General features: G+C 66.2%; 13 protein-coding genes. All 13 read left to right on the forward strand.

The window, feature by feature from the left end:
• The first annotated feature begins 37 nt into the window (after positions 1-37).
• The 13 genes from rpmF to lepA all read left to right on the forward strand — a co-directional run bounded on the left by rpmF (position 38) and on the right by lepA (position 12,730).
• Positions 38-220, forward strand: coding sequence for a 50S ribosomal protein L32 (rpmF, locus tag INQ48_08405; protein ID QRF59233.1), 183 nt, complete (start codon positions 38-40; stop codon positions 218-220).
• Between the two features lie 61 nt (positions 221-281).
• Positions 282-1,370, forward strand: coding sequence for a phosphate acyltransferase PlsX (plsX, locus tag INQ48_08410; GenBank protein ID QRF59234.1), 1,089 nt, complete (start codon positions 282-284; stop codon positions 1,368-1,370).
• A gap of 12 nt (positions 1,371-1,382) precedes the next feature.
• Positions 1,383-2,360 (forward strand): ketoacyl-ACP synthase III, encoded by a 978-nt coding sequence (locus tag INQ48_08415; GenBank protein QRF59235.1) that lies wholly within the window; start codon positions 1,383-1,385, stop codon positions 2,358-2,360.
• Between the two features lie 62 nt (positions 2,361-2,422).
• Entirely contained in the window at positions 2,423-3,376 is a 954-nt protein-coding gene (gene fabD / locus INQ48_08420) for an ACP S-malonyltransferase (GenBank protein QRF59236.1), read from the forward strand.
• A 32-nt stretch (positions 3,377-3,408) separates the two neighbouring features.
• Positions 3,409-4,152 carry a 3-oxoacyl-ACP reductase FabG gene (gene fabG / locus INQ48_08425; GenBank protein QRF59237.1) on the forward strand — a complete coding sequence of 248 codons (744 nt, stop codon included), beginning with the start codon at positions 3,409-3,411 and terminating at the stop codon, positions 4,150-4,152.
• Between the two features lie 100 nt (positions 4,153-4,252).
• The gene (gene acpP, locus INQ48_08430; protein ID QRF59238.1) at positions 4,253-4,492 is read left to right on the forward strand and encodes an acyl carrier protein; all 240 of its coding nucleotides are present in this window, start codon (positions 4,253-4,255) and stop codon (positions 4,490-4,492) included.
• 99 nt (positions 4,493-4,591) lie between these two features.
• Complete coding sequence (fabF, locus tag INQ48_08435; GenBank protein QRF59239.1) at positions 4,592-5,836, forward strand: beta-ketoacyl-ACP synthase II; 1,245 nt, start codon at positions 4,592-4,594, stop codon at positions 5,834-5,836.
• 13 nt (positions 5,837-5,849) lie between these two features.
• Positions 5,850-6,347, forward strand: a complete 498-nt coding sequence (locus tag INQ48_08440) for a hypothetical protein (protein QRF59240.1) — start codon at positions 5,850-5,852, stop codon at positions 6,345-6,347.
• A gap of 88 nt (positions 6,348-6,435) precedes the next feature.
• Positions 6,436-7,032 carry an RNA polymerase sigma factor RpoE gene (rpoE, locus tag INQ48_08445; protein ID QRF60662.1) on the forward strand — a complete coding sequence of 199 codons (597 nt, stop codon included), beginning with the start codon at positions 6,436-6,438 and terminating at the stop codon, positions 7,030-7,032.
• Between the two features lie 19 nt (positions 7,033-7,051).
• Positions 7,052-7,708 (forward strand): sigma-E factor negative regulatory protein, encoded by a 657-nt coding sequence (locus INQ48_08450; GenBank protein QRF59241.1) that lies wholly within the window; start codon positions 7,052-7,054, stop codon positions 7,706-7,708.
• A gap of 28 nt (positions 7,709-7,736) precedes the next feature.
• A complete protein-coding gene (locus INQ48_08455) occupies positions 7,737-8,813 on the forward strand; it encodes a MucB/RseB C-terminal domain-containing protein (GenBank protein QRF59242.1) in 1,077 nt (358 codons plus the stop codon).
• 106 nt (positions 8,814-8,919) lie between these two features.
• Complete coding sequence (locus tag INQ48_08460; protein QRF59243.1) at positions 8,920-10,395, forward strand: DegQ family serine endoprotease; 1,476 nt, start codon at positions 8,920-8,922, stop codon at positions 10,393-10,395.
• A 523-nt stretch (positions 10,396-10,918) separates the two neighbouring features.
• Complete coding sequence (gene lepA, locus INQ48_08465) at positions 10,919-12,730, forward strand: elongation factor 4 (GenBank protein QRF59244.1); 1,812 nt, start codon at positions 10,919-10,921, stop codon at positions 12,728-12,730.
• The last annotated feature ends 1 nt before the right edge of the window (position 12,731 follow it).

Raw genomic sequence — 12,731 nt, forward strand, 5'->3', positions numbered from 1 at the left:
CGCATCCTCTCACCCACCTTACCGTCCAGGAGCCATCATGGCCGTCCAGCAAAACAAGAAGTCGCCTTCCAAGCGCGGCATGCACCGTTCCCACAATGCCCTGGGCGTGCCCGGCATCGCCGTCGAGCCGACCACCGGCGAAACGCACCTGCGTCACCACATCAGCCCCAACGGTTTCTACCGTGGCCGTCAGGTGCTCAAGAACAAGTCCGAAGCCTGATTTCGCACTCCAAGGCCAAGGCCCGAAGCTACTTTTTTTGTAGCATCGGGCCTTTGTTTTGATGGCTACGCCTTCTTCTTCCCCGGCTTCCACTGCTGCGCCTTCGGCAATCACGCTCGCCGTCGATTGCATGGGGGGCGACCATGGCCCGCGCGTCACGCTCGCGGCCTGCCGTGCCTTTCTCGAGCGCCATTCCGAGGCCTCGCTGTTGCTGGTCGGCGCGCCCGATGCGCTGGCTGGCTTTGCCGCGCATCCTCGCGCCCGGATCGTTCCGGCCAGCGAAGTGGTCGGCATGGACGATCCGATCGAGATCGCGCTGCGCAAGAAGAAAGACTCGTCGATGCGGGTCGCGATCCAGCAGGTGAAGGACGGCGCGGCCCAGGCTGCGATTTCCGCCGGCAACACCGGCGCGCTGATGGCGATCGCGCGCTACCTGCTCAAGACGCTCGACGGCATCGATCGGCCCGCCATCGCGCCCCAGTTGCCCAACGTGAAGGGCGGTGCCACCACGGTGCTTGACCTTGGCGCCAACGTGGATTGCGATGCCGAGGACCTGCTTCAGTTCGCCGTGCTCGGCTCGGCGCTGGTGTCGGCGCTGACGGGCAACGAGTCGCCCTCGGTGGGCTTGCTCAACGTCGGCGAGGAAGCAATCAAGGGCAGCGAAACGATCAAGAAAGCCAGTCAACTGCTGCGTACGGCTGCCAACTCCAAGGATCTGAACTTCTACGGCAACGTGGAAGGCAACGATATCTTCAAGGGCACGACCGACATCGTGGTCTGTGACGGCTTCGTCGGCAACGTGGCCTTGAAGGCCAGCGAAGGCGTGGCTTCGATGATCGGCGAATTCATTCGCGTCGAATTCTCGCGGAGCATCTTCACGAAGATTGCTGCCATCGTTGCTTATCCGGTTCTAAAAGCCTTCAAAAGCAGGTTGGATCACCGTCGCTACAACGGCGCGGCCCTGTTGGGCCTGCGCGGGCTGGTGTTCAAGAGCCATGGCTCGGCCGACGAGACGGCTTTCGGCCATGCGCTGGATCGCGCTTATGATGCCGCTCGCAACAACCTGCTCGACCGCGTTCGGGCCCGCATCGCCCATGCCGCGCCTTTGCTCGCACGGCAGGAATCGGCGGCGACGGCCGACGCGGTCTAGCTTCACGTTTTGATGAGCCCATATTCACGCATCACCGGCACCGGCAGCTATCTGCCGCCGCGCCGGGTGACCAACGACGATCTCGCCAAGGAACTGGCGGCGCGCGGCATCGAGACCTCCGATCAATGGATCGTCGAGCGCACCGGCATCCATGCGCGCCATTTCGCGGCGCCCGACGTGGGCAGCAGCGACCTCGGCCTGCATGCCGCCCGCCACGCCCTCGAGGCGGCCGGACGCAAGGCGACCGATGTCGACCTGATCATCGTCGCCACCTCGACCCCCGACATGGTGTTCCCCTCGTCGGCGGCCATCCTCCAGAACAAGCTCGGCATCGCCGGCTGCCCTGCTTTCGACGTGCAGGCCGTGTGCAGCGGCTTCGTCTATGCGCTGACCGTGGCCGACGCCATGATCCGCACCGGCAGCGCGCGCTGCGCGCTGGTGATCGGCGCCGAGGTGTTCTCGCGCATCCTCGATTTCAACGACCGCACCACCTGCGTGCTGTTCGGCGACGGCGCCGGCGCGGTGGTGCTGGAGGCCAGCGACGAGCCCGGCATCCTGGCGACCGATCTGCATGCCGATGGCAAGCACGTCGGCATTCTTTGCGTGCCCGGCCACGTGTCGGGCGGCAACGTGCTGGGCACGCCGCTGCTGCACATGGACGGCCAGGCGGTCTTCAAGCTCGCGGTGCGCGTGCTCGAGGAAGCCGCGCGTGCCACCCTGACCAAGGCCGGCAAGACCGAGGCGGACATCGACTGGCTGATCCCGCACCAGGCCAACATCCGCATCATGGAAGGCACGGCCAAGAAGCTGAAGCTGCCGCGCGAGCGGCTGGTCGTCACGGTCAACGAGCACGGCAACACGTCCGCGGCCTCGATTCCGCTGGCGCTCGACGAAGCGGTGCGTTCCGGCAAGGTGAAGAAGGGCGAAACCCTCATGCTCGAAGGCGTGGGTGGCGGTTTCACCTGGGGCGCGGTGCTGCTGAATCTGTAGTAATTAGTGGGCGAGACAGCCGGTCCTGCCTAGGCGGGCCGCGCGATGCAACGCATACAACAATGAAATCCTTTGCTTTTGTCTTTCCGGGTCAGGGTTCGCAGGCGGTCGGCATGCTCGACGCCTGGGGCGATCACCCGGCCGTGGCCGAAACGCTGCGCGAAGCCTCCGAGGCGCTCGGCGAAGACATCGCCGCGCTGATTAAGACCGGCCCCAAGGAAGCGCTGGCGCTGACCACCAACACCCAGCCCGTGATGCTGGTGGCCGGCGTCGCCGCCTGGCGCGCCTGGCTGGCCGAAGGCGGCGCCACGCCGTCGGTGGTGGCCGGCCATTCGCTCGGCGAATATTCGGCGCTGGTGGCGTCGGGCGTGCTGACGCTCGCGCAGGCGGCGCCGCTGGTGCGTTTCCGCGCCCAGGCGATGCAGCAGGCCGTGCCGGTCGGCACCGGCGCCATGGCCGCCATCCTCGGGATGGAGGCTGCCAAGGTCATCGCCAACTGCCAGGAAGTCACCGCCTCGTTCGGTGCCGGCAGTGTCGAGGTGGTGGAGGCCGTGAATTTCAACGATCCGATGCAGACCGTGATCGCGGGCAGCAAGGCGGCGGTCGAGAAGGCCTGCGAGACGCTGAAGGCCAACGGCGCCAAGCGCGCGCTGCCGCTGCCGGTGTCGGCGCCGTTCCACTCGAGCCTGATGAAGCCCGCGGCCGAGGCGCTGCGCGAGAAGCTGGCCTCGGTGCCGCTGGCCGCGCCGCAGATTCCGGTGCTCAACAACATCGACGTGGCGGTCGAGACCGATGCCGACCGCATCCGCGACGCGCTCGTGCGCCAGGCCGCCGGCCCGGTTCGCTGGGTCGAAAGCGTCCAGGCCTTGAAACTGCGCGGTGTAGCCGCCATCATCGAGTGCGGCCCGGGCAAGGTTCTGGCCGGCATGGCCAAGCGCATCGCTCCCGAGCTCGAAGCCGCGTCGGTGTACGACCCGGCCACGCTCGCCGACGTTCGACAATCGCTCGCCGGCTGACCGGTGCCAGGCCCCAAGACCTCCTTCTTCCTATGAGCATTCCCAAATTCGAAGGGCAAGTCGCCCTGGTCACCGGCGCATCGCGCGGCATCGGCGCGGCCATCGCCCTGGAGCTCGCGCAGCGCGGCCTCAAGGTGGTCGGCACCGGCACCACGGAAGAGGGCGCGTCCAAGATCACCGCCATGCTCAGCGCCTACGACGGCCGCGGCCGCGCGCTGAACGTGAACGACGGCGCGGCCGTCGAGGCGCTGATCGACGAGATCGTGAAGGCCTACGGCGCGATCCACGTGCTGGTCAACAACGCCGGCATCACGCGCGACACGCTCGCGATGCGCATGAAGGACGACGACTGGGACGCGGTGCTCGACACCAACCTGAAGGCCGTCTTCGGCCTGTCGCGCGCCGTGATCCGTCCGATGATGAAGCAGCGCTATGGCCGCATCATCAGCATCACCAGCGTGGTCGGCGCCTCCGGCAATGCCGGTCAGGCCAACTACGCGGCCGCCAAGGCCGGCGTGGCCGGCATGACGCGCGCACTGGCGCGCGAGCTCGGCAGCCGCAACATCACGGTCAACTGCGTCGCCCCCGGTTTCATCGAGACCGATATGACGGCCAGCCTGCCCGAAGCGCAGCAGCAGGCGCTGCTGCAGCAAATCCCGCTGGGCCATCTGGGCAAGCCCGCCGACATCGCGCATGCGGTGGCGTACCTCGCATCTCCCCAGGCCGCCTACGTGACGGGGCAGGAACTGCACGTCAACGGCGGCATGCACATGTAGCCGCAAGGCGCAAGCTTTTCGTCGTGCCGGGCCTGCGGGGAAGCTCGCAATCCGCCCGGCTAAAATCCACCGGTTACCTACAACCCTCAGAGGGAATCAAATGAGCGATATCGAAGCACGTGTCAAGAAAATCATCGCCGAGCAGCTCGGCGTGGAAGAGTCCCAAGTGACGAACGAAAAGGCTTTCGTGGCCGACCTCGGCGCTGACTCGCTCGACACGGTCGAACTCGTGATGGCACTCGAAGACGAATTCGGCATCGAGATCCCCGACGAAGACGCCGAGAAGATCACCACGGTGCAAAACGCCGTCGACTACGCCACCAAGAATCAAAAGGCCTGATCGGCCCCAACTGACGACACTGCGGCGGCCGGCGGTCTTCTTCCAGAACCGCATGCGCCGAGCGCACGTCGTCCAGCGCTTCCAGAAAGGTTTGCCGGCATGACCAAACGCCGCGTCGTCGTGACCGGACTCGGTTGCATCGCTCCCGTCGGAAACACGGTGGCCGATTCCTGGGCCAACCTGTTGGCGGGAAATTCGGGCATCGCGAACATCACCGCGTTCGATGCGAGCGCCTTCGCCTGCAAGTTCGCGGGCGAGGTGAAGGGTTTCGACATCGCCCAATACATCTCCGAGAAGGAAGCGCGCCACATGGACCGCTTCATCCATCTCGGGATGGCCGCCGCGATCCAGGCGGTGCAGGACAGCGGGCTCAAGACCGGCGAAGAACTCCCGTACGAGGAAGCGGTCCGCATCGGCTGCAACATCGGCTCGGGCATCGGCGGCCTGCCGATGATCGAGGCCACGCACGGCGAGCTGGTGAACCGCGGCCCGCGCCGCGTGTCGCCGTTCTTCGTGCCGGCGTCGATCATCAACATGATCTCGGGCCACGTGTCGATCAAGTACGGCTTCAAGGGCCCGAACATCGCCGTGGTCACCGCCTGCACCACCGGCCTGCATGCCATCGGCACCTCGGCGCGCATGATCGAGTACGGCGACGCCGACGTGATGATCGCGGGCGGCGCCGAGTCGACGATCTCGCCGCTCGGCATCGGTGGCTTCACCGCGCCGCGCGCGCTCAGCACGCGCAACGACGATCCCGCCACGGCCTCGCGCCCGTGGGACAAGGATCGCGACGGCTTCGTGCTCGGCGAGGGTGCGGGCGTGGTCGTGCTCGAGGAATACGAGCATGCCAAGGCACGCGGTGCCAAGATCTACGCGGAAGTCGCGGGCTTCGGCCTGACGGGCGATGCGTACCACATGACGGCGCCCGACGTCGATGGCCCGCGCCGCTCGATGGTCATGGCGCTCGCCAATGCGGGCGTCAACCCCGACCAGGTGCAGTACCTCAACGCGCACGGCACCTCGACGCAGCTCGGCGACCTCAACGAGACGAACGCGATCAAGAACGCCTTCGGCGACCATGCGAAGAAGCTGGTCGTCAATTCGACCAAGTCCATGACCGGCCACCTGCTGGGCGGCGCGGGCGGGATCGAATCGGTGTTCACGGTGCTGGCGCTGCATCACCAGAAGAGCCCGCCGACGATCAACATCTTCAACCAGGATCCGGAGTGCGATCTCGACTACTGCGCCAACGAGGCGCGCGATCTGAAGATCGATGTCGCGGTCAAGAACAACTTCGGCTTCGGCGGCACCAACGGCACGCTGGTGTTCAAGCGCGCTTGAGTCTTCATCTCCCATGCACGGCGCACCGTCGGTGACCTACCCGGTGGGGCGCTCGCGTGGCGCGGCCCGCCTGCTGACCGTGGTCTGGGCCCTCGGCGCGCTCTGCGCGGGGGCGTCCTGCTACTTTTTCGATAGTGTCGGCTGGCGCCATGCGCTGCTGCTGCTCAGCGTGCTGTTCGCCGGAGCGGCCGCCGGCATCGGCCTGCGCCGCGACGGTGCCGGCTTTCTTCATTTCGACGGCCGCCTCTGGTCGCTGGCGACCGCGGCCTCCGACGCTTCGGATCCGGCGCGATCGGTGCTGGCCGCGCGTGCTTTCGTCGCGCTCGACCTGCAATCGCTGCTGCTGCTGCGCCTGAGCGAACCGGGTCGGCCGAATCGCTGGCTCTGGGTCGAGCGGCAGGCGATGCCTGAGCGCTGGCGCGATCTGCGCCGTGCGGTATATTCGCGCCCCCCCGCTGCCGAGACCGGCGGCGATGTCTGGCGCGCGACCGCACCCGCCGACGCACCCTGAAATCCCCCTCTCGATGACCACGTCCCCGCCGCCCGTGCCGCCGGATTCCGGCCTGACCGACGCCGCGGCGGCGCCGCGTCCGGGCGAGATCGACTTCCAGCTCGTGCAGCGCACGGTGGCGGGCGACCAGAAGGCCTTCGAACTGCTGGTCATGAAGTACCAGCGCCGCATCGAGCGCCTGATCGGCCGCATGGTGCGCGACGTCGACCTGGTCGAGGACATCGCGCAGGAAACCTTCATCCGCGCCTATCGTGCACTGCACCAATTCCGCGGCGAGGCGCAGTTCTACACCTGGCTCTACCGGATCGCGGTGAACACCGCGAAGAAGGCGCTGGTCGACATGAAGCGCGACCCGACGATCTCCGAAAGCGCCCTGAGGCCGTCTTCCGAGGACGACGATGAAACTTACCGTCCGGGAAACGAACCAACCACCGACGAAACCCCCGAATCCGTCATGGCGGCCAACGAAATCGCGGCCGCGGTCGAGTCCGCCATGGAAGCGCTCCCCGCGGAGTTGCGCCAGGCGGTCACGCTGCGCGAGATCGAGGGCATGAGTTACGAAGAGATTGCCGAAGTCATGGATTGCCCTATCGGCACCGTGCGGTCCCGGATCTTCCGTGCGCGCGAGGCCATTTCGGCCAGGGTCAAACCGCTGCTCGACAACCAGTCGGGCAAGCGTTGGTAAGCACAATCAGGTGAACGAAATGAATCAGACGATGACGGTTCGAGAACAGGTGTCGGCGCTCGCGGATGGTCATTTGCAGGGCGACGAGTTCGCGCAGGCCATCGACAAGGTCTGCGGCGACGAGGAATACCGCGCGGCGTGGCAGGCCTACCATGTGGTGGGCGACGTGCTGCGCTCGAACTCCAACGTGGCGTGCAGCGACGGCAGCGCTTTCCTGGCCCGCTTCCAGCAGCGGCTGGCGGCCGAGCCGGTGACGATCCGGCCGGTGGCGGCCGTGCCCGAAGCGCAGGTGGTGCCGCTCCAGCGTCGTGCCGACGCGGCCAACGAGCCGGTCTTCCGCTGGAAGCTGGTGGCCGGTGCCGCCTCGCTGGTGGCCGTGGCCGCCATCAGCTGGAGCTGGGTCGGCAGCGGTGTCGTCAACGGCCAGGCTGGCGCCCAGCTCGCGCAGCAACAACCCGTGTCGGGCCCGGTGCTCGCATCGGCGGCGCCCACTGGCGTGCAGCAGGCCTCGACGCTCACGCCCACGCGCGTGATCGTGGGCAACGGCAAGCCGCAGGTGATGCTGCGCGACCCGCGCCTGGACCAGTTGCTCGAGGCACACCAGCAGGCGGGCGGCGCCTCGCAGATGCCTTCCGGTTTCCTGCGCAACGCCACCTTCGAAGGACCCACGCGCTGAGCGCGCGACACCGCCGCCTTCCCTGCCAATGACCGTTCAGATGCCGATCTCCGCACGCGCGTTCGTGCTCGTGCTTGCCGCCTTTTGCCTTGCGCAGATCGCGTCCGCGCAGACCCGTTCCAGCGCGGCGAACACCCGGGGCCCGGCATCGGCCCAGACGGCGGGCGAAGCGCCCGTCATGACCGTGACCGAGTGGCTGCAGCGCATGCACGCGGGTGCGCGCCAGCGCAACTATGTCGGCACCTTCGTGGTGTCCGCGCCCGGTGGCGACCTGTCGAGCGCGCGCATCTGGCATGTGCGCGACGGCGAGCAGCAGATCGAGCGCATCGAGGCGCTGAGCGGCCCGCAGCGCTCGACCTTCCGCCGCAACCAGAGCGTGATGACCTTCCTGCCCGAAGCCAAGGTGGTGAAGGTCGAGAAGCGCGAGAACCTGGACCTCTTTCCCAACCTGCCCGACAAGCAGGATTCGTCGATCGGCGAGTTCTACGACGTGCGCTCCATCGGCAAGGACCGCGTGGCCGGCTTCGACGCCGACGTGGTGCAGCTGACCCCGCACGACGGCCTGCGCTTCGGCTACCGCATCTGGAGCGAGCGCCGCACCGGCCTGGTCGTCAAGCTGCAGACGCTCGACGACCAGTCGCGCGTGGTCGAGCAATCGGCGTTCTCCGAGCTGCAGCTCGACGTGCCCGTGAAAGCGCAGGCGCTGGCGCAGATGATGGCCAACACCGCGGGCTACCGCATCGAGAAGCTGGAGCTCGAACGCACCAGCGCGCAGGACGAGGGCTGGACCCTGAGCGCGCCGGTGGCGGGCTTCAAGCCGCGCAGCTTCTTCCGTCGGCCAGCCGCGGGTGGCGACAAGAATGCCGCGATGCAGGACCGCACCGTGCAGTGGATCTTCTCCGATGGCCTCGCCTCGGTGTCCCTCTTCATCGAGCGCTACGACGCCAAGCGCGCCCCGCGCGATGGCGTGCTGACGATCGGCGCGACCAATGCGATCCGCAGGCGCCTGCCCGAACCGGCCAACGACTGGTGGCTGACCGCCGTCGGCGAAGTGCCGCAATCGACGCTCGACGCCTTCGCCCAGAGCCTTGCACGCACGCGCTGATCGGCCTTCGAGGGTGGATGGACGCGAATTGCATGGAACCAAGTCCGTGGTTCGACTCATAGTCAATGTTGTTGGATCTGCTCTTTGATCTTTTGAAAGAAAACCCATGATGTTCAAAGTCGAGGGACACAAGCTCCGTTCCTGCCTCTTCGCATTCGGCCTGGCGTGTTCGGTCGCCGTGGGGTTCCTGCCGGCCGCGCCGGCCGTCGCGCAGACGCGCGGGCTGCCCGACTTCGCCGACCTGGTGGAGCAGGTCGGGCCCGCGGTGGTCGGGATCCGCACCGTCGAGAAGGTGTCGACGCGCGGCAGCGGCGAGATGGACGAGGAGATGCAGGACTTCTTCCGTCGCTTCTTCGGCCAGCCACTGCCCGGCAACCCGCGTCCGGGTCCGCGCCAGAACCGTCCGCAACAGCAGCCCCAGGAAGAAGAGCGCCCGCGCGGCGTGGGCTCGGGCTTCATCCTGACGGCCGACGGCTATGTCATGACCAATGCGCACGTCATCGAGGACGCATCGGAGATCATCGTCACGCTGACCGACAAGCGCGAGTTCAAGGCCAAGCTCGTCGGCGCCGACAAGCGCAGCGACGTCGCGGTCGTGAAGATCGAGGCCACGAGCCTGCCGGTGGTGAAGATCGGCGACATCTCGAAGCTGCGCGTGGGCGAGTGGGTGATGGCCATCGGTTCGCCGTTCGGCCTCGAGAACACCGTGACCGCGGGCATCGTGAGTGCCAAGCAGCGCGACACCGGCGAGCTGGTGCCGCTGATCCAGACCGACGTCGCGATCAACCCGGGCAACTCGGGCGGCCCGCTGATCAACCTGCGCGGCGAGGTGATCGGCATCAACAGCCAGATCTACTCGCGCTCGGGCGGCTACATGGGCATCTCGTTCTCGATCCCGATCGACGAGGCGATCCGCGTCAGCGACCAGTTGCGTACCACCGGGCGCGTGTCGCGCGGCCTGATCGGCGTGTCCATCGGTTCGGTCTCGAAGGACGTGGCCGAGTCCATCGGCCTGGGCAAGGCACGCGGCGCGCTCGTGAGCGCCGTGGTGCCGGGTTCGGCGGCCGAGAAGGCCGGCGTGCGCGAGGGCGACATCATCACCAAGTACGGCGACAAGGTCATCGAGACGCCGAGCGACCTGTCGCGCTCGGTGGCCAGCACCAAGCCGGGCGTGAAGAGCACGTTGACCGTGTTCCGCAACGGCGCCTCGCGCGAGCTCTCCATCACCGTGGCCGAGGGCGATGCCGAGGCCAAGCCCGCGAAGAAGCCCGCCGATCGTGAAGAGCCGCAGGCGAAGCCGTCGGCGGCGGGCAAGTCGCTCGGCCTCGCGGTCAGCGACCTGACCGAGGCGCAGAAGAAGGAGCTCAAGGTCCGCGGCGTGCGCATCGACGCGGCCAGCGAAGCGGCCGCCAAGGCTGGCCTGCGCGAGGGCGACGTGATCCTGTCGATCGCCAACACCGAGGTGGGCAGCGTCAAGGAATTCGAGGCCGCCGTTTCCAAGGCCGACAAGAGCAAGCCGGTCAGCGTGCTGTTCCGCCGTGGCGAATGGGCGCAGTACGCGCTCATCCGGCCCGCACGCTGATCCCGGCGGTGCCGTCAAGTGGCCCCACCCGTCAGTCGGGTTTGGGGCCATTTTTTTGAGCTGTTTGCGACGCTTCGGTGCGCGGCTCTAAAAAAATCTGCATCGGCTCGGAGCCGGCGATTTGTTGGCGTTCACTAACTTAAAGAAGGGCTAAGGACCGTTTTCGGTAGAATAGCGGCCTCTCGGCGGCGAGTCGGCGCATAAGCGGGACAGTCTCCTCCACCATGCGAGATGTCAGGTGACAGTCCACCGACGCTCCACAGATCGCCCACAAGTTGTTCAGAGAGTGCTCCACCAAGCCTGTTGATAAGTTGTTTATAAGTTGCTTGTTGTTGACCCGCAACGACCCGTTTGAACCCTGTTCCCGGATGTACGCGCTTCCCTTTTTGCCTACAATGAAGTTCCAACTACTGCAGTTGCCATTGCTTGTTGGTTCAGGGCGCGTCTCCAGGAGACGCGCCCTTTTTTCTTGCCTGTTGCCCTCTGTGCACGAGCCAATTCAAGTACTTAAGCGTTCCCGTTGATGAATCACATCAGAAATTTTTCGATCATTGCGCACATCGACCATGGCAAGTCGACGCTCGCAGACCGTTTGATCCAGCGCTGCGGCGGCCTCGCGGAACGCGAGATGGAAGCGCAGGTGCTCGACTCGATGGACATCGAGAAGGAGCGTGGGATAACCATCAAGGCACAGACCGCGGCACTGCACTACAAGGCACGCGATGGACAGGTCTACAACCTCAATCTGATCGACACGCCGGGCCACGTTGACTTCTCTTATGAAGTGAGTCGCTCGCTGTCGGCATGCGAAGGCGCGCTGCTCGTCGTCGATGCATCGCAAGGCGTGGAAGCGCAGACGGTGGCCAACTGCTACACCGCGCTCGACCTCGGTGTCGAAGTGGTGCCCGTGCTCAACAAGATGGATCTGCCGAACGCCGATCCCGACAACGCGCGCACCGAGATCGAGGACGTGATCGGCATCGATGCGACCGATGCGATTCCGTGCTCGGCAAAGACCGGCCTGGGCATCGACGACATCCTCGAGGCGATCGTGCACAAGATGCCGGCGCCGCGCGGCAATCCCGACGCCGCGCTGCGCGCGATGATCGTCGACAGCTGGTTCGATCCGTACGTCGGCGTCGTGATGCTGGTGCGCGTGGTCGACGGTCGGCTCGCGAAGGGCGACCGCATCAAGATGATGGCCTCGGGCGCCAGCTACAACGCCGACAACGTCGGTGTCTTCACGCCGGCCAACGAGCCGCGCGCTTCGCTCGAGGCGGGCGAGGTGGGCTACATCATCGCGGGCATCAAGGAGTTGCAGGCCGCGAAGGTCGGCGACACCGTCACGCTGATCAAGCCGGGCACCGGCGGCGCGGCCGCCACCGCGACCGAAGCGCTGCCGGGCTTCAAGGAAATCCAGCCGCAGGTGTTCGCCGGTCTCTATCCGACCGAGGCCAGCGAGTACGACTCGCTGCGCGACGCGCTCGAGAAGCTCAAGCTCAACGACTCCTCGCTGCGCTACGAGCCCGAGGTGAGCCAGGCGCTGGGCTTCGGCTTCCGCTGCGGCTTCCTCGGCCTGCTCCACATGGAGATCGTGCAGGAGCGCCTCGAGCGCGAGTTCGACCAGGACCTGATCACGACCGCGCCGAGCGTGGTCTACCAGGTGGTGCGCAGCGACGGCGAGGTCATCATGGTCGAGAACCCGTCCAAGATGCCCGACGTCGGCAAGATGAGCGAGATCCGCGAGCCGATCGTGACCGTGCATCTGTACATGCCGCAGGAATACGTCGGCGCCGTCATGACGCTCGCCAACCAGAAGCGCGGCGTGCAGATGAACATGGCCTATCACGGCCGCCAGGTCATGCTGACCTACGAGATGCCGCTCGGCGAGATCGTGCTCGACTTCTTCGACAAGCTGAAGTCGGTCAGCCGCGGCTATGCCTCCATGGACTACGAGTTCAAGGAGTACCGCGCCTCCGACGTGGTCAAGGTCGACATCCTGCTCAACGGCGAGAAGGTCGACGCGCTCTCGATCATCGTGCACCGCACCCAGTCGCAGTACCGCGGCCGCGCGGTGGTGTCGAAGATGCGCGAGATCATCTCGCGCCAGATGTTCGACGTGGCGATCCAGGCCGCCATCGGGGTCAACATCATTGCGCGTGAGACAATCAAGGCGCTGCGCAAGAACGTGCTGGCCAAGTGCTACGGCGGCGACATCACCCGCAAGAAGAAGCTGCTCGAGAAGCAGAAGGCGGGCAAGAAAAGAATGAAGCAGATCGGCTCGGTCGAGGTCCCGCAAGAGGCCTTCCTCGCGATCCTGCAAGTCGAAGACTGAT

Source organism: Variovorax paradoxus (assembly GCA_016806145.1).
Classification (GTDB): Bacteria; Pseudomonadota; Gammaproteobacteria; order Burkholderiales; family Burkholderiaceae_C; genus Variovorax.